General features: G+C 62.3%; 15 protein-coding genes. 4 read left to right on the top strand and 11 right to left on the bottom strand.

Annotated features, from left to right (window positions below):
• A partial coding sequence (locus ACQKRQ_RS41185) for a POTRA domain-containing protein (RefSeq protein WP_427483497.1) occupies positions 1 to 310 on the bottom strand: 310 nt, incomplete at its 3' end.
• 168 nt (positions 311 to 478) lie between these two features.
• Complete coding sequence (locus ACQKRQ_RS41190) at positions 479 to 877, bottom strand: hypothetical protein (protein WP_427483499.1); 399 nt, start codon at positions 875 to 877, stop codon at positions 479 to 481.
• A gap of 905 nt (positions 878 to 1,782) precedes the next feature.
• On the opposite strand from ACQKRQ_RS41190, the gene ACQKRQ_RS41195 reads away from it, so the two are divergent.
• The 3 genes from ACQKRQ_RS41195 to ACQKRQ_RS41205 are packed head-to-tail and all read left to right on the top strand — an operon-like array spanning position 1,783 to position 7,619.
• Positions 1,783 to 4,974: an efflux RND transporter permease subunit gene (locus ACQKRQ_RS41195; protein WP_132379848.1), complete on the top strand. Its 3,192-nt coding sequence runs from the start codon at positions 1,783 to 1,785 to the stop codon at positions 4,972 to 4,974.
• Positions 4,964 to 6,151, top strand: a complete 1,188-nt coding sequence (locus tag ACQKRQ_RS41200) for an efflux RND transporter periplasmic adaptor subunit (RefSeq protein WP_132379846.1) — start codon at positions 4,964 to 4,966, stop codon at positions 6,149 to 6,151. The genes ACQKRQ_RS41195 and ACQKRQ_RS41200 overlap by 11 nt, the downstream gene beginning before the upstream one ends.
• Positions 6,144 to 7,619, top strand: coding sequence for an efflux transporter outer membrane subunit (locus ACQKRQ_RS41205; protein ID WP_427483502.1), 1,476 nt, complete (start codon positions 6,144 to 6,146; stop codon positions 7,617 to 7,619). The genes ACQKRQ_RS41200 and ACQKRQ_RS41205 overlap by 8 nt, the downstream gene beginning before the upstream one ends.
• A 70-nt stretch (positions 7,620 to 7,689) precedes the next feature.
• On the opposite strand, the gene ACQKRQ_RS41210 is transcribed toward ACQKRQ_RS41205, so the two are convergent.
• The 8 genes from ACQKRQ_RS41210 to ACQKRQ_RS41245 form a co-directional block, all read right to left on the bottom strand.
• The gene (locus ACQKRQ_RS41210) at positions 7,690 to 8,139 is read right to left on the bottom strand and encodes a hypothetical protein (protein ID WP_427483504.1); all 450 of its coding nucleotides are present in this window, start codon (positions 8,137 to 8,139) and stop codon (positions 7,690 to 7,692) included.
• Between the two features lie 128 nt (positions 8,140 to 8,267).
• Positions 8,268 to 8,819, bottom strand: coding sequence for a hypothetical protein (locus ACQKRQ_RS41215; protein WP_427483505.1), 552 nt, complete (start codon positions 8,817 to 8,819; stop codon positions 8,268 to 8,270).
• A 42-nt stretch (positions 8,820 to 8,861) separates the two neighbouring features.
• Positions 8,862 to 9,764 carry an NAD(P)-dependent oxidoreductase gene (locus ACQKRQ_RS41220; RefSeq protein WP_427483507.1) on the bottom strand — a complete coding sequence of 301 codons (903 nt, stop codon included), beginning with the start codon at positions 9,762 to 9,764 and terminating at the stop codon, positions 8,862 to 8,864.
• A gap of 41 nt (positions 9,765 to 9,805) precedes the next feature.
• Complete coding sequence (gene yqhD / locus ACQKRQ_RS41225; RefSeq protein ID WP_427483508.1) at positions 9,806 to 10,960, bottom strand: alcohol dehydrogenase; 1,155 nt, start codon at positions 10,958 to 10,960, stop codon at positions 9,806 to 9,808.
• Between the two features lie 99 nt (positions 10,961 to 11,059).
• Positions 11,060 to 11,662: a TetR/AcrR family transcriptional regulator gene (locus ACQKRQ_RS41230; protein ID WP_132379836.1), complete on the bottom strand. Its 603-nt coding sequence runs from the start codon at positions 11,660 to 11,662 to the stop codon at positions 11,060 to 11,062.
• Positions 11,663 to 11,747: 85 nt separating this feature from the next.
• On the bottom strand, positions 11,748 to 12,749 hold the full coding sequence (pdxA, locus tag ACQKRQ_RS41235; RefSeq protein ID WP_408495890.1) for a 4-hydroxythreonine-4-phosphate dehydrogenase PdxA: 1,002 nt from the start codon (positions 12,747 to 12,749) through the stop codon (positions 11,748 to 11,750).
• Complete coding sequence (locus ACQKRQ_RS41240) at positions 12,746 to 14,089, bottom strand: four-carbon acid sugar kinase family protein (protein ID WP_427483510.1); 1,344 nt, start codon at positions 14,087 to 14,089, stop codon at positions 12,746 to 12,748. Before ACQKRQ_RS41240 ends, pdxA begins: the two co-directional genes overlap by 4 nt.
• The gene (locus ACQKRQ_RS41245; RefSeq protein WP_132379830.1) at positions 14,086 to 15,081 is read right to left on the bottom strand and encodes a 2-keto-3-deoxygluconate permease; all 996 of its coding nucleotides are present in this window, start codon (positions 15,079 to 15,081) and stop codon (positions 14,086 to 14,088) included. Before ACQKRQ_RS41245 ends, ACQKRQ_RS41240 begins: the two co-directional genes overlap by 4 nt.
• A 344-nt stretch (positions 15,082 to 15,425) precedes the next feature.
• On the opposite strand from ACQKRQ_RS41245, the gene ACQKRQ_RS41250 reads away from it, so the two are divergent.
• Positions 15,426 to 16,226 carry a DeoR/GlpR family DNA-binding transcription regulator gene (locus ACQKRQ_RS41250; RefSeq protein WP_132379828.1) on the top strand — a complete coding sequence of 267 codons (801 nt, stop codon included), beginning with the start codon at positions 15,426 to 15,428 and terminating at the stop codon, positions 16,224 to 16,226.
• A 330-nt stretch (positions 16,227 to 16,556) separates the two neighbouring features.
• On the opposite strand, the gene ACQKRQ_RS41255 is transcribed toward ACQKRQ_RS41250, so the two are convergent.
• The coding region (locus ACQKRQ_RS41255) for a phosphate acyltransferase (protein ID WP_427483512.1) at positions 16,557 to 16,799 on the bottom strand (243 nt) is incomplete at its 5' end.

Raw genomic sequence — 16,799 nt, forward strand, 5'->3', positions numbered from 1 at the left:
AACCCACGGCGCGCAGCGCCTTGGTCAGGTTTTCCTTGTCGAACTCATGAATGCCGGCGAAGTCGATCGTGCCGATGGCCGGACGTTCCAGCACCCGCACGATGACGACGTTGCCTTCGGTCGTGATCTTGACGTCGTTGAAGAAGCCCGTGGCATACAGGGCGCGAATCGCCTCCGATGCCTTGTCGTCGCTGAAGGTGTCGCCTTGCTTGATGGGCAGATAGGCGAACACGGTACCAGGTTCGACGCGTTGCAATCCCTCAAGACGGATATCGCGAATCACGAACGAGTCGCTCGCGTGGGCCGACATTGCTGTCACACTTAGGCCGACAAGAGTCACCGCCCTGCTACGGCGTGCAGTTGAAGTTTGAACAAGCATGCAAAGGGAAGCCAAATGATAGAGACACAACGTGGAGAGCCGACTTCAATACGCTGTGTCGCGTATCGATCTAGGGCGCGGGTGATTCAGGTGCGAGCTCTATTGCACCGTGATGGCGGACAGATCACCAATCTTTGCGATGCCGCTCACAAGCGCCAGAACTTCCGTCATGTGTGCGGCCTCAGTGCGTTGCATGCGAAACGACAGTTCCGCGCCGCCGGGCAGACGGAATGTAAGAATCAGATGGGCTGCCGCACCGGCGTCCTTGCCGATCTCCCAGGCCTCACACGGCATCGCGAATTTCACACTCTTTTTCTTGCTGCGAATCCGCTCCGACACGCCAATCGCGTTCGACAACGCTGCCAGCAGCTCGTGCATGACTGAGCAATGCAACGCAATGCCGGAAGTCTGATTGGCTTTCAACATCAAATACTGACCGTCGCCCGTCAATTCGAAGCCACGTACGGAGTCGATCGCAAGAGAGGGTCGCGGTGCCATGGAGCACTCCAGAATCAAGCAAGGACTGAAGTGTAAGACGCGCTCCCAAGCCTTGAGTTACGCGACGGTTAGCTAAACTTTCCTTCGGCCCTTATCCATTACTGAATCTTCAATCCAGCAAATTTATGCGGCCCGCGGGCAACATTGACCCTGAACATTTCAGAAGAGAAAGGGAGATCGGCATGCGATTGAAAGCATCGTTCTCCGCCAATTAACGACCGACTCGGGGGCGTGAAAACCGCTTTCTAGTCCACATGTTTTCCGCACAACTGTTTTGTGCAAAACATCGCTTTTACCGTGACCTTCATCTTGAATGATGTGGCGACTCTTTGAATGCCACTTAGCAAATGGTGTCAAGAGCACATGTGGACCTCTCGAACAATCGGTAATAAAAAACGCTGACGGTTTAGCCTTCTCAGGAAACGGCGCTCGCACGCCTGTGTGCGGTTCCCACCAGACATCCCTCTGCCCAACAATGACAAGGTATTCCCGGCATTTGCGGGTAAAGAGAAATGGACTCACCCCGCATTCATACGTGCCTGACTTCTTATTTGTCCTTCAGCAGGAATGCCGAGCTTTGTGTACATTCGCGCTTGAGTTGCGTTGCAGCACATCGGCACGTGGCCCAAGGCGACCCTCTTCGTTGCGCATGTCTTTCTCTTCCAAACGCCGGGCGATTGAAAGATGCACGCAAGCTTTTTGACTGATCGTAAGCAGCAGAGCAATTCTCAAGAAATGCAGATTATGCGTAGCCCTATCCAGTATTCCGTCACGGTCGAATATGCCGTCAGCTCAAGTGCGTCTTGTGCTTGTGGCAGGTACAAGCACGCGGCTGCGCGCCACCGCACGCCGCGCTAGCCTCCGCCAGGACACTCTTACGTTTTACCCCAAGCTCTGGAATTCTCATGCTCGGCCTAGTCCGTATCGCCCTTCGGCGACCCTACACCTTCGTAGTCCTGGCGATCTTCATTCTCATCATCGGTCCTTTGTCCGCGATGAGGACGCCAACCGATATCTTTCCGGATATCAGGATTCCCGTGATCAGCGTCGTGTGGCAGTACACGGGTCTGCCCCCGGACCAGATGGTCGGCCGCATCACCTCGCCATTCGAACGCACGCTGACGACCACGGTGAACGACGTCGAGCATATCGAGGCGGAATCGGTCGCCGGCTTCGGGATCATCAAGATCTTCTTCCAGCCGGGCGTGAATATCAGCACGGCGAACGCGCAGGTGACCTCGGTTGCGCAAACTCAATTGCGGCAGTTGCCTGCAGGTACGACGCCTCCTCTGATCCTGAACTACAACGCGTCGACCGTGCCGATCATCCAGTTGGCGCTGTCCGGCAAGGGACTCTCCGAACAGAATCTCGGTGACCTTGGCCTGAATGCAGTGCGCCCGGTTCTCACGACGGTAGCAGGCGCAGCGATTCCTTACCCGTTCGGCGGCAAGACACGTCAGGTGCAAATCGACGTCGACCCGGCGGCACTCCAGGCGCGGGGCTTGTCCGCACAGGATGTCGCCAATGCGCTCGCCGGCCAGAACCTGATTACGCCGGTCGGCACGGAAAAGATCGGTGACTACGAGTACACGTTGCAACTGAACAATGCACCGTCGCAAATCAAAGCGTTGGGCGATCTGCCGGTCAAGGCGGCCAACGGCACCACGGTCTATATTCGTGACATTGCGAACGTGCGCGACGGCAGCCCGCCGCAGACCAATATCGTGCACGTGGACGGCCGGCGTTCGGTACTGATGTCGGTGCTCAAGAACGGTTCGGTGTCGACGCTCGGCATCATTTCCGGCATCAAGCAGCGGATTGCTGCAGGTAAGGCGTCATGGCCCGATAACCTGCAGATCGAGCCCATCGGCGACCAGTCGCTGTTCGTGCGGGCGGCGATCACCGGCGTGGCGCGCGAGGGAGTGATCGCGGCTGTGTTGACGAGCCTGATGATCCTGCTGTTCCTTGGCAGTTGGCGCTCGACGATCATCATCGCAACCTCAATCCCGCTCGCCATCCTTGGCTCCATCGCCACGCTGTCCGCGCTCGGCGAGACGTTGAACATCATGACGCTCGGCGGTCTCGCGTTAGCGGTAGGGATTCTGGTCGACGACGCCACGGTGACCATCGAAAACATCAACTGGCACCTCGAGCATGGCAAGGAGGTGGAGACGGCTATTCTCGACGGCGCAGCGCAGATCGTCACGCCGGCGTTCGTCTCGCTGCTCTGTATCTGCATCGTGTTCGTACCGATGTTCTTCCTGAACGGCGTTGCGCGCTTCCTGTTCGTGCCGATGGCTGAAGCGGTGATCTTCGCGATGATCTCGTCGTTCATCCTGTCGAGAACCCTTGTGCCGACGATGGCGAAATACCTGCTGAAACAGCATGTGCACGACGAGCACGCCGAGGACACAAAGCGCCCCGGCCCGCTCGGGCGTTTCCAGCGCGGCTTCGAAGCGCGCTTTGAAAAGGTGCGCAGCGCCTACCGCAGGCTGCTCGAACTCGCGCTGACCCACCGGCGTCCGTTCGTCAGCGGCTTCCTCGGCTTTGTCGCCCTCTCCTTCGCGCTGGTGCCGTTCCTCGGCCGCAACTTCTTCCCTTCCGTCGATTCCGGACAAATCCTGATGCATGTGCGCGCACCGGTCGGCGTTCGGGTTGAAAAGACCGCGCAGATCTTTGCGAATGTCGAAGGCGCGATCCGCCAGATCATTCCGCCCGCGGATCTCGGCACCGTGGTCGACAACATGGGTCTGCCGGTCAGCGGCATCAATACCGCGTACAACAACACCGGTACGGTCGGCTCGCAGGACGGTGACATCCAGATCGCGCTGAACGAAGGCCATCGTCCAACCGACGAGTATGTTCGCGTCATGCGCGAGAGATTGCCGCGAGAATTCCCGGGCGTCACGTTTTCTTTCCCGCCAGCGGACATCATCAGTCAGATCCTGAACTTCGGCTCGCCGGCGCCGATCGACCTGCAGATTCGCGGCAATAACCTGAACGCCAACTACGCGTATGCGGACCGTCTGCTGCGCCAGGTCCGCGATGTGCCGGGCGTGGTCGATGCGCGGATCGAGCAGTCGCACGGCAACCCGACCTTCAACGTCGATGTCGACCGCACGCGCGCGCAATTGCTCGGCATCACCGAGCGTGACGTGACGAACAGTATGGTGGTGAACCTCGCGGGTTCCAGCCAGGTCGCGCCCACGTTCTGGCTGAACAACGCGAACGGCGTGTCTTATCCGATCGTGATGCAGACGCCGCAATACAGCCTCGATTCGCTCGCCGCGCTGCAAAATCTGCCGATCACGGCCAGCGGCGGAAGCACCGCCCAGATCCTCGGTGGTCTGGCGACAGTCGAGCGCACCAGCAGCAATGAGGTTGTCAGCCAGTACAACATCCAGCCCATGGTCGAGATCTTCGCGACCACCCAGGACCGCGACCTCGGCGCGGTGGCGTCCGATATCCAGCGCATCGTGCACGACAACGCCGGCACCTTGCCCAAGGGCTCCTCCGTTGCACTGCTGGGCCAGGTCCAGACGATGAACAGCGCCTTTGCCGGCATGCTGTTCGGCCTGCTTGGTGCGGTGGTGTTGATCTATCTGCTGATCGTGGTCAACTTCCAGTCGTGGGCCGACCCGTTCGTGATCGTGACCGCGTTGCCTGCCGCGTTGGCGGGTATCGTCTGGATGCTGTTCGCGACCCACACGACGCTCTCGGTACCTGCATTGACCGGTGCGATCATGTGCATGGGGGTGGCGACGGCCAACTCGATTCTGGTCGTCAGTTTCTGCCGCGAACGTTTTGCCGTCCACGGCGACCCATTCAAGGCCGCGCTCGAAGCGGGCTTTACGCGTTTTCGTCCCGTGCTCATGACCGCGCTCTCCATGATCATCGGCATGATGCCGATGGCGCTTGCATTAGGCGAAGGCGGCGAGCAAAACGCGCCGCTTGGCCGCGCGGTGATCGGCGGTCTGCTGTTTGCCACCACCGCTTCGCTGTTCCTCGTCCCCGTCATTTTCTGTATCGTTCACGCGCGCCCCGGGCGCGCGGCTACCCCGGCATCCGTCTCGGGAGGTCCTGCTCATGTCGTCTGAATCTACTTTTCCCACTGATACACCGTCGCGCCGCCCGCTTCTGGTAGCAGGCGTGGTCGGCCTGCTGGTCGTCTTAGGCATTGTCGTCGCCGGTCTCACGCTGCGAGCCGCCGATGCCCGCAAACTGAAAACCTGGACTGACGCCCAGGCCGTGCCGACCGTCAACGTGATCCAGCCCTTGCGCGACGCCAACGGCCCCTCGCTGCAACTGCCCGGCCGCCTCGAAGCGTTTACGCGGGCGCCGATTTTCGCGCAGGTCAGCGGCTATCTGAAATCATGGAATGTCGATATCGGCGCGCCGGTCAAAGCGGGCCAGGTACTCGCCGAAATAGAAACGCCCGAGCTCGACCAGCAACTATTGCAAGCGCGCGCGGATCTCCAGAGTGCACAGGCGAATGCTTTGGTTGCGGGTACGACTGCCAAGCGCTGGGAAGCGCTAAGCGGCACCGATTCCGTCGCCCAGCAGGATGTCGATCAGCGCACGGCCGATTACGCCGCCAAGGAAGCGATCGTCGCGGCCGCGAAGGCCAACGTGGACCGCCTCGTCGCCACCAAGGCTTTCGCGCGCATCGTCGCGCCATTCGACGGCGTGGTGACCGCCCGCGATACCGACGTCGGCGCGTTGGTCAACGCCGGCAGCGGCGGGGTCGGACAGGAGCTGTTCGCGGTCTCCGACGTCAAGCAGTTACGCGTGTATGTCCAGGTGCCGCAGAACTACGCACCGGCGATACACGACGGCACGACCGCCAACCTGACCGTCCCGGAGTATCCCGACCAGCAGTTCACCGCGCGCGTGGTGGCGGCGGCAGACTCGGTCAATTCGAGTTCGGGAACGACGCTGGTTCAACTACTGGTCGACAACGCCAACGGCAAGCTACTGCCGGGCGGCTTCGCCAGCCTGAAATTCTCGTTGCCCGCTTCCGCCGATTCGGTCCGTGTACCGGCCAGCGCGCTCGTCTTCGATAGCCGCGGCGTCGTGGTCGCCACACTTGGCGCGAACGGTCACGTGCTGTTCAAACAGGTGAAGATCAATCGCGACCTGGGCGACTCGGTGGAGATCGGCTCAGGGCTCGCCGCAACCGATCGCGTGATCGATACACCGCCCGACGGACTCGCCGACGGCGACAGCGTGGAGGTGGCGACGGCGACCGACAAGAAGGCAGCTGCACATGGTTAAGTATGGACTTCCGGCGCTTCTCGCGAGCGTCGTCGCGCTCTGCGCCTGCTCGTTCGCGCCGCAATATCACGTCCCGCCGACGCCGATCGCGGCGCAATACAAGACGGTCGGCCCGTGGACCACGGCACAGCCCGCCGACCGGATAGACCGCAACGGCTGGTGGAAGATGTATGGCGACGCGCAACTCGACGATCTCGAAGCGCGTCTGCTGGCCAACAACACCGACTTGCGCGCGGCGTACGCACACTATGAGCAAGCGCAGGCTTTCGTGGCGCAGGTCGAGTCGGGACTGTACCCGTCGGTCAGTGTGAGCGCCGTGCCGCTGCGTGAGCGCCAGTCTGACAACCGGCCGTTGCGCGTGGGCGGCCCGAACGACTACAACTCCGTCACGCTTGGCGGCGAAATCAACTATGACCTCGACCTTTGGGGGCGTGTGCGCGACTCCGTGGTGGCCGGCAAGGACGAGGCGCAGGCGACCCAGGCCGATCTGGCCTCGGTCAGGCTGAGCCTGCAGGTCGAACTCGCGGACAGTTGCCTCCGCTTGCGCGGCCTCGACCAGCAAACCGAGCTGTTGAACGAAACTGTCGTGGCGTATACGAAGGCCCTGCAACTCACGCAAACTTTGCATAACAGTGGAATCGTGTCGGGCCTCGACGTTTCCCGAGCGCAAACGCAACTTTCGTCAGCGAAGTCGCAGCTGTCGCAGAACCTGGCGCAACGGGCTCTGCTTGAACACGCGATCGCGGTCCTGGTCGGAACCTCTGCGTCCGAATTCAGCCTGCCGCCCCAGACCGCCGCCATCGCGTTGCCGGCGATTCCCACCGGCCTGCCGTCGACGCTGCTGCAGCGCCGGCCCGATGTCGCTGCGGCGGAACGCCGGGTGGCCGAGGCCAACGCAAAGATTGGCGTCGCGCGGGCGGCCTACTTCCCGGACATCATGCTGAGCTTGCAGGGCGGTGTGCAAAGCGCAGCCTACGCCGGCCTCGTTAGCGCGCCCAATCTGTTCTGGGCGGTCGGCCCGCAGCTCGTGCAGTACGTGTTCGACGGCGGGTACCGTCGTGCGCAACTCGATTCCGCCAAGGCGGCAACCGAAGAAGCGGGAGAACGCTACCGCGGCGTAGTACTGTCTGCATTCCAGCAGGTTGAAGACAACCTTGCCCTGCTGTCGTATCTCGGTACTGCGTTGGGTGAGCAACGGGACGCAGCCAACGCCGCACAGTACTCGGTCGACCTCGCGTTGCGTCAATATCGCCAGGGCGTGGTGGGCTACCTCGATGTCGTGCAGGCACAGACGGTCGCACTCGAAGCGCAACGCAGCGTGCTCGATATCCAGACGCGCCAGTTGAGTGCGAACGTGCAACTCCTGCATGCGCTCGGCGGTGGATGGTCAAGCGACGAACTGGCTCAAGCGGCTGCGGCGCCGGCACTCGTCGCAACAGCAACGGCAACGGCACCCAGCGCGAATTGACCGCCGCTACACGGCGCGGGAACGGCAGCCCCGAATTGCTGGCTACTTCGGAGCGCGTTCCCTGTCCGGACTATTGCAACCTGTTGGCGGTCGCGGAAACGTTGAACCCGGAGTCGTCGCGGCGATCAGTTGGCCGTGCGTGTTCCGAAACCGGCGAACGGTGGTTGCTTCTGTTCAACCTGGCAAACCGCGCTTTGGCCTCGATCACGTGTCTGGTCGCAGCCGCCGTCAGTTGCTGATCGTGAATGGCGAGAATTTCCTCAAGCATACTCGCGACCTCCGCACTGACTTGCCACACGCCGTCACACTGTGCCCTGCCAGCAGCTTGATCCAATGCGGCCTCGGCACGCCGATACAAATCGACAGATGCATTACCGAATCCGGCCTCTTGTAAGTAGTACGTCAGATAGACGGCTCTGTTCAGCTCACTGATCAGATGAGCGTTTCCTTGCCCTTTGCGGCAGACCGCAAGCGCAAGGTGATTTGCGAGCGAGATATCAGAGGCAGCTCGCCTCGTCATTGGGAGCAGCATCTCCTTGCTCAGGTGACGCCGACCAAAAGAAACGCGGCCCGTGGGCCGGCGAGTGCTATGGGACATTGAAAGTGTATCGACTAGAGAGTTGCGAAACGGCCCTGCTGACTCGCGAATCATCGACATTCACGGTTGGGTCGCGTCAATTCTATAGCGATATCGGCGAGGCTGCATTTACGATAAATTTGCAACGGCACTGTGCCGCTTAGCCACAATCGAATTCCGAGGCCACTTGCAAGAAAGCCTGGATCAACCGGATACGCACCGAGCCCGTCGAGCTCGCAGCGTTGATGCGACGTAATGCAATGTTGCCGAAGGTAGCTCTCGGCGAGTTGCCCACCGACAACATTGCGGTCGTAACGGAGAAACGGTTCCGTCTGCAATGTGACGTGCGGATCCGTCACCTTCATCGCGGCAGGCTCAGGAGTACGAGCGGCTCTTCCCTGAAACGTGTGCCAGTCGCAACTTTTCGGCAGATTGAATGGTGGCCGTGCGACGACCGCGGCATCGAGATCGCCACTGACCACTCTCTGATACAGGTCGTGCGAGGTGTCAGGCTCGAAACGCGCGACTACGACGGCGGAGCCGAATATGGGCCGTAGCTGAGCCTGGGATAGCACGTTGGATCCGCTCGTGCTCGACATCCCCACTCGCGCGCTGGTCGGCATGTGAAATGCCGCTCCTGGCGAGCGGCATTGTGCCCATTGCGCTCAGCCGCCGTGAAGCGCGTTGCTCAAGCCGGCATCGGACAGCGCACAAAGTGCCACCGCCGACCAGTCATGTTCAGCGCCGATTCCTTGCGAGCGCAACGTCAAGAACCGGTCGTGGACGAGACTTGCCAGCGGCAGCGGAACGCCCAGTGCCTCAGCGGCTGCCAGCATCAGGCGGTTGTCCTTCTGGCCGAGCGGCAACGAGAAGCCAGGCGGCTGGAATTGCTGCGACGCAATCAGCGGGCCGTAGATCTTGTATGGCGGCGCATTGAAGTTTGCACTCGTCAGCAGCTCGACCAGACGCATCGGATCGATGCCGGCCTTGCCCGCTACGGCACAGGCTTCGCCCAGCGTTTCGATGATCACGGACAGCATGAAATTGCCGATCAGCTTCACCAGGTTCGCCTGCGAAGGATCCTCGCCGACAATGCCGACCGACTGCCCAAGCGTTTCGAGAAGCGGCACGGCAACCTTGAGGTGCTCGTTCGCGCCGGCCGCCATGATGAACAGCTTGCGCGCCGCCGCGGCATCGGGCCGGCCGAACACCGGCGCGGACACGAAGGCAAGACCCGCTTCACGGTACTTCGCAGCGTGATCCTGCGCGGCGGCAACACTGATCGTGCTCATCGAGATGTGCAGCGCACCCGGCTTCAGTGCGGTGGCGATGCCCGCCTCGCCGAACGTGACCGCTGCGTGCGCGGAATCGTCGGCCACCATCGTGAAGACTACGTCGGCCCCCAGCGCCGCCTGCGCGGGACTCGACGCGACACTCGCCCCCGCTTCGCGCAACGGTTCGGCGCGGGCTGGACTACGATTGAAAACCTGCACGTCGTGCCCGGCGTCGATCAGGTTCTTCGCGATCGCTGCGCCCATCGAGCCAAGTCCTACAAATCCAATTTTCATAATGCCATTCCAAATGATCGGCCGCGCGAAGGCGGGCCTGTTCAGACTGCGAATTGATAGACCTGACGGCTCACGTCGAGTGTCACGTCGCCGTGTTCGCCCAGTGCCGTCATCCCGTGCTCTTCGAGTTTCGTGATCAGCGTGCCGATCGACTGGCCGCTGATCTGATAGTCGCGCAAGCGGGTTCCCACCGACATGCGTTCGAAGAACACACGCGTCGCCGTAATCGCCGCACTGATACGCTCGTCCTCGCTGCCCTCGGTGATGTTCCAGACTCGTTCGGCGTACTGCAGCAACTTCCCGCGTTTCGACTCGCGGCGCACGCTCAGCATGGCAGGCAGCACGATGGCGAGCGTCTGTGCGTGATCGAGTCCGTGCAGCGCCGTGATCTCGTGGCCGAGCATGTGGGTCGCCCAGTCCTGCGGCACGCCGGCGCCGATCAGACCGTTCAAAGCCAGCGTTGCCGTCCACATCAGGTTGGCTCGCACCGCATAGTTGTGCGGCTCGGCGAGCGCTTGCGGGCCGACTTCAGTCAGCGTAATCAGCAGGCCTTCGGCGAAACGGTCCTGTACCCTGGCGTCCACCGGGTAGGTCAGATACTGCTCGACGATATGAACGAACGCATCGACGACACCGTTGGCAATCTGCCGCGGCGGCAATGAATAGGTCGTGGTTGGATCGAGCACCGAGAAGACCGGATAGGTCGCCTCGCTACGGAACGGCAGCTTGTCGCCCTTCGCGCGGTGGCTGATAACGCCGCCATTGTTCATCTCCGAACCGGTGGCGGGCAGCGTCAACACGCTGCCGAACGGCGCCGCGTCGCGTATCTCGGCCTGCTTCGCGAGAATGTCCCACGGTTCGCCGTCGAACTTCACTGCGGCAGCGATGAACTTGGTGCCGTCGATCACCGAACCGCCGCCCACCGCCAGCAGAAAATCGAAGTTCCCCTCACGGGCGAGCGCGACCGCTTCCATCAGCGTTTCGTACGTGGGATTCGGCTCGATGCCGCCGAACAGGTGCCACGCGCGCTCACCGAGCGCCGCCTGCACTTGCGCGAGCACACCGTTGTTCTTGATGCTGCCGCCGCCGCAGGTAATCAGCACTCGCGCGTTGGGCGGGACGTGCGCATCGAGTGCGGCGATCTGCCCTTCGCCGAAAATGATTCGTGTGGGGTTATGAAACGTAAAGTTCTGCATTGAATCTCTCTTCCTTACATTGAAATGACCGGTCGTCTCAAAACGGAATAAACGGCTACCCGGATCGACACCAGGCACCGTTCAAACCAGCCACGACCGTTACTGCGGGGATTTGAAAAACAGATCGAACATTGAATGCACGCAAGCCTTCAGCGGCTCGACGGAGTCATCCAGCTTCATGCGCAACAAGCTGCCTTCCCACGCATTCCAGAACAGGTCGGCCATTGCATCAGCCGAAAGATCGCGCCGCACGGAGCCGTATTCCTGGCCGCGCCGCAGATAATCGGCACAGCCGACACGCCATTCATTGACCGTCCTGCGCGCGGCGAGCCGGCACAGATCGCTCGACTGCGCGATCTCGCCTGCAAAGTTGCCGACCAGACAACCGTAGCGGTCGTCACAGGCTTCGTAGTCGGCAACGATGCATGCGTAGATGCCGCGAAGCGCGAGCAGCGGATCGGACGATGCCGCTTCGCGCGAATACCGCTTCCATTCAGCGGCCTGCTCCTGCGCGTAGTGGTGCAGGATTGCCGCGCCGAATGCCTCTTTGCTCTCGAAGTAGTTGTAGAACGAGCCCTTCGGCACGCCGGCACGCTCGACGATGTCTTTTACGCCGGTGCCGTGATAACCCGTTTCGGCGAACAGCGCGACACCCGCTTCGAGTAGCCTTTCGCGAAAGTCTTCAGTGCGTCGTGTTTGCATAACCCTGACAACTACAGCCCTAAGGGCACGGTGCCGCTGAGCGCGAGCGGGCGGCACCGCGCACGTACATCGATTTCAAGCCGCGTCAGGCGCGGCGCGTCGCAAGTTCGGCGCCTTGCCGCAGTGCTTCGAGCAGGCTGCGTTCGTCAGCGATGCCTTTGCCTGCGATATCGAACGCCGTGCCGTGATCGACCGAGGTACGGATCACATCGAGTCCGACCGTCACGTTGACGCCGGCTTCTAGGCCGAGCACCTTGACCGGACCATGGCCCTGATCGTGGTACATCGCCACCACCAGATCGAAGTCGCCGCGTCCCGCACGGAAGAACAGCGTGTCGGCCGGGAGCGGGCCTTCGATGTCCCAGCCGCGTTCACGCAAGACCTGCACGGCCGGAACGATCTTTTCCTCTTCCTCGCCATAACCGAACAGGCCGTTTTCGCCGGCATGCGGGTTGATGCCGCACACGGCGATGCGCGGATTGGCAATGCCCGCCTTCACCAGCGTCGCATGGCCTCGCTCCAGCGTGCGCTGCACGAGGCCCGGTTCGATCTTGCGGATCGCATCGATAATGCCGATGTGAGTCGTCACGTGAATCACGCGCAGTTTCGGCGCGACCAGCATCATCGACACCTCCTCGATGCCCGTGAGATGCGCGAGCATTTCAGTGTGGCCGGGATACTTGTGACCGCCGGCGTGCAACGCTTCCTTGTTCAGCGGCGCCGTGCAGATCGCATCGATCTCGTCGGCCTTCGCGAGTTCGACGGCGCGCGCGATGTACTGATACGCGGCGTCGCCTGCGAGCGCCGACAGTGCGCCGAAAGGCAGGTCGGCGGGAATCAGCGCGAGGTCGATGCAGTCGATGGTGCCCTGCTCATATTGCGCATCCGCCGGCTTCGCGATGCGGCGCACTTTCGTGCTGCCGCCGACAATCCGGTTGGCCTGCTCGAGGCGCGCCGCATCGCCGATAACGAGCGGGCGGCACTGCCGGTAGACGGACTCGTGCGTCAAGCTCTTGACGACGATTTCCGGACCCACGCCCGCTGCGTCGCCCATCGTGATGCCGATGACTGGAAGATAGTTGCTCATGATGTTTTGCCTGAATGACGTTGGTTCGTTTCGCGAGCCGGCGAAGATGTTGTGTTGCCGCTCGGGTGAGCCGAGCCGGACTCGTTGTCAGCGAACTCCGGTGTGCCCCGCAGATGAAGGTAGGCGCCGTACAGCGCATGCTCGCTGCCAAATGCGCCGGCTTTGGTGACGACGGTGAGGCGCGGGTCGCCGTGCGGGCGGCCCACTGCCACGCCCGGCTCGATTTCCGAAAGCAATTGCAGGCTGTCGATGCCGGCTGTACCGAGCATCGCGCGCGCGGTTTCGCCGCCCGTCGCGATCAAACCGCTCAGATGCGTGAAAAACGGTGCGACGAGCGAAGCGAGCGACGCAGACAATTGCGCGCCTTCGGCGGGATCGAACAGATCGTCGCGACCAATTCGCACCAGCAAGTCGGTGTGCGCGCTCAGATGCGCGCCAACGCGTGCTTGCCAGGCCGCCCACTCGTGATGAGACTCGCCCACACGCAGCACGACCGGCGGCACGATCAACTCGCCCACGCCCGCACGCTCGCGCAGCATCGCGCATTGCTGTTCCGAGACGGCCGACAGGCTGCCCACCAGGATCAGGATCGCGCTTCTCTGCTGGTCCGGCTTCGGCGGCGCGTCTTGCGCGGCTTCCGTGGCAACCTCGAACAGGTCACTCAACGACGCCAGTTCGCGAGCCAGACCGCCTGAGCCGACCCAGAACAGGGCTTCGTCCATCGACGCCGTCGCCTGCGCGAGTGCTCTCAAATCCGCATCCGTTTCCGCATCGACGATGAGCGCCTGCGCGCCACTGCCCGCCACTGCGGCAATGGCAGCGCGCAACGCTGTGGGATCGCCACGCAGCGCGTCGACACCCAGGGCCGCGGTGCGCAAGCCGACCGCCTTGACCATGGCGTTGAGGTCGGCGGAGTGCGCGGCGTGTTCGAGCTGCCACGTTTCCGTATTTTCGAGCGGCACGCCGCGCACGAATACGCGGCCCTCACGGACGGTGCGCCCAGTGGCAGGAAAGGCCGTGGCGACGATGGCGAGGCCCGCGAGCGGCTGCAACGCGGCTACTTCCGCGGCCCAGTTACCGCGCAAGGTCGAATCGATTTTCTTGTACAGACGCCGACCCGGCCCGCGCTGCGCCAGCCACGCGGCGCTGGTGCAGTGTGCAGCTTCGGCCGGCGGCATGCGGCGCGTGTCGGTATCCACCGCGATCACCTCCGCCGCGCCCATCGCGCGTGACGCGTTCAGCGTCACCGCCGTTCTGCGCCCCGCTCCCGCAAATGCAATCGCGCAGTCGGCGGCGCCGGACAGGTCGTCGGCGATAATCAGAATGCTCGTGCTGCTCACCGGGTCGCCTCCAATGCAGCCGCGCGGCTGGCGTCGGCCTGCTTGCCAATTCGCTTTGCGACGGCCGCAGTGAGAATCGGCGACACGATTGCGGTCACGACGACGCATGAGGCGACCAGCAAAGTCGCGCTCTTCGCGGCCTCGGCATAGACCGGGTTGGCCGCTGCAATCAGCGCCGGCACAGCCGCTCCGTTGCCAGCCGTGTTGGCTGCCGCCACGCCTGCGACACCCGTGCCGCCGGTCAGCCGATCGGTCAAATACAGGGGGATGCCTGTCACGATCACCACCGCGACGCCGAGGCCAATGCCGAGCAAGCCGGCTTGCCATACTTTGTGCAGGTCGAGGCTCGCGCCCAGCGCCAGGGCGAAGAACGGAATCATCACAGGCACCGCGCGGCCGAGAAAGTTGCGCATCTCACGGTCCAGATTGCCGAGCAGCATGCCGGCCGCGAGCGGGAGGATGCTGCCGACCAGCGTCTGCCACGGAAACGCCGACAGCCCGGCTACGCCGAGCGTGACCATCGTCAGGAACGGGCCGGATTCGAGCGACATGATCGTATAGGCACCGACGTCCTCAGACTTGCCATATTGACCCATCAACGCCATGTACAGGCCGCCGTTCGTGTCGTTCATCGCGGCAACCACCGCCAGCGTCGACATTCCCGCGAACAGTCCGGACGAAACCGGCTGCTCACCCAAAAAGTGGCCCAGCACGACACCCACCACAATCGCGGACCCGACCTTCGCCGCGAATAGCGCCCCGCCCTTCTTGAGCAGATAAGGCGTTGCCTTCACATCGATCGACGCGCCCATGCACACATAAAACACGGCGAGAATCGGCAACGCGCCGGTAAACAACGCATTCGTGAACGAGCCGAAGAACTTCGGCATGCCCGGCAAGAAGGTGGCGATCATTGCGCCGAACAGTAGCGGGACGATCATCATCCCGCCCGGAACGCGTTCGATCGCGCGCTTGATAGGAACTTGGGCCATCATTGTCTCCTGTATGGAAATGATCGAAACAATCATTTATAAATGACTGATTCAGTCATTCGGAGTGTACGCCACGAGACGCCCCTGCGCAATCCGCTCATTAACAAGCTGTCGAGGCTGGTAAATTCGCCAGAAAGGAGCACGTCCAGGCGTAATGGGGCCGAATTTGATTGAATCGATCACACTGAGCCAAAAATACTTGTATGCCGTAACGACGTCGCGGGCGCAGCGCGCCCCGCTCCGCAGGCGTTGCTCCAGCAGCCGGTTTGATTACACTTACGCCCGTTGGCGCCTCTCCTCTCTATTGCGCGCAGCATTCGGATGACCCGCTACCCTCTATCACCATGAAAGTTACGAACCGCCGCGAGGCGATGCTGAAGGCCGTCCTGTCCGGCATGAACGACGTGGGCGCCCTGTGCGAGCATTTCGGCATGTCCGAAGCAACCGTGCGTCGCGACCTGCGCGCGCTCGCCGACGAACGGCTCATCGTGCGCACGTATGGAGGCGCGGCCGCCTCGGTCGGGATTCACGAACCCGAGGAGTCGCTCGATCTGCGGCGCGAAAGCTTCCGCGAGCAAAAGGACGCGATCGCGCAGGTGGCGGTAAGCCACGTCCAGGACGGCGACACCATCTTTCTCGACGGCGGCACCACCACCGCTGCAATGGCCCGGTTGCTGGCCGGCCGCCGCGACATTCGCGTGGTCACCAACAACCTGCTGGCAATAGGCCTGCTTGCGTCGAGCGACGTGCCGGTCACGCTGATCGGCGGCGACCTGCGGCCCTCAAGCATGAGCACGCTTGGGCCGCTCGCGCAGATCGCGTTGAACCGCCTGTCCGTCGACAAGGCTTTTCTTGGCGCGGACGGCGTGGTCGCCGGCCGTGGGCTCTGCGAGGCGACCGCCGAGCAGGCCTATCTGAAGGAATGCATCATCAGGCAGGCGGCCAACGTCTTCGTGCTGGTGACGTCGCACAAACTGGATCGCGCGAGCCAGCAGCACTGGACCCCACTCGAACGCGACTGGACCCTGGTGACCGATGCTCAACCGGGCACGCCGGAATTGGCAACGTTCCTGCTGCACAGCGAAGTGACGATCGAAACCGCCTCGCAGCAGGCGCGCCAGCCTCTGCCTCACGGAAAGTCATAGTGTCTTCAGGCGTCGGCGTCGCGCGGCCCTTACGGATCACACAGTCGCACAGGACAGCCGCGAAGCTTTACAAATGCGAAGCGCCAAACGCCTTCACGACGTTCACCCAATATGAGGCACCGGTAGCCGATGCGTCGTCGTTGAAGTCGTAGTGCGGGTTGTGAAACGGAGCGCCTGGCTTGGGCCCGTCGACGCCCATCCGGACATACGCGCAGGTTTCGTTCGAAGTAAGGCCGGCTCGCGATGTCGAATCGAGAGTACCCTCATGGGCATCATGCAACGCGAGATTGCTTTGCTGCATCCCCGCGTGACCAAGCCGAGGCGCAAGAATCAACCGTTCATGCGGCCGCCCACAACGTCCGCCACCAGCAGCGCCGTCATGTTGACGATCCGGCGCACCGTCGCCGAGGCCGTCAGCACATGCACCGGCTTGGCCGCGCCCAGCAGCATCGGACCAATCGCGATGTTGTTGCCCGCGGCCGTCTTCAGCAGGTTGTACGAGATGTTGGCCGCGTCGATGTTCGGCAGCACCAGCAGGTTCGCGTCGCCTTCGAGCGTCGAGTCGGGCATCAC

Source organism: Paraburkholderia sp. NPDC080076 (assembly GCF_050281145.1).
Classification (GTDB): domain Bacteria; phylum Pseudomonadota; class Gammaproteobacteria; order Burkholderiales; family Burkholderiaceae; genus Paraburkholderia.

Coding starts and splice junctions, on each gene's coding strand:
- ACQKRQ_RS41195 (WP_132379848.1), top strand. CDS start 1,783: ATGCTCGGCCTAGTCCGTATCGCCCTTCGGCGACCCTACACCTTCGTA.
- ACQKRQ_RS41210 (WP_427483504.1), bottom strand. CDS start 8,139: ATGACGAGGCGAGCTGCCTCTGATATCTCGCTCGCAAATCACCTTGCG.
- ACQKRQ_RS41215 (WP_427483505.1), bottom strand. CDS start 8,819: ATGCCGACCAGCGCGCGAGTGGGGATGTCGAGCACGAGCGGATCCAAC.
- ACQKRQ_RS41250 (WP_132379828.1), top strand. CDS start 15,426: ATGAAAGTTACGAACCGCCGCGAGGCGATGCTGAAGGCCGTCCTGTCC.
- ACQKRQ_RS41200 (WP_132379846.1), top strand. CDS start 4,964: ATGTCGTCTGAATCTACTTTTCCCACTGATACACCGTCGCGCCGCCCG.
- ACQKRQ_RS41245 (WP_132379830.1), bottom strand. CDS start 15,081: ATGGCCCAAGTTCCTATCAAGCGCGCGATCGAACGCGTTCCGGGCGGG.
- ACQKRQ_RS41230 (WP_132379836.1), bottom strand. CDS start 11,662: ATGCAAACACGACGCACTGAAGACTTTCGCGAAAGGCTACTCGAAGCG.
- pdxA (WP_408495890.1), bottom strand. CDS start 12,749: ATGAGCAACTATCTTCCAGTCATCGGCATCACGATGGGCGACGCAGCG.
- ACQKRQ_RS41220 (WP_427483507.1), bottom strand. CDS start 9,764: ATGAAAATTGGATTTGTAGGACTTGGCTCGATGGGCGCAGCGATCGCG.
- yqhD (WP_427483508.1), bottom strand. CDS start 10,960: ATGCAGAACTTTACGTTTCATAACCCCACACGAATCATTTTCGGCGAA.
- ACQKRQ_RS41190 (WP_427483499.1), bottom strand. CDS start 877: ATGGCACCGCGACCCTCTCTTGCGATCGACTCCGTACGTGGCTTCGAA.
- ACQKRQ_RS41205 (WP_427483502.1), top strand. CDS start 6,144: ATGGTTAAGTATGGACTTCCGGCGCTTCTCGCGAGCGTCGTCGCGCTC.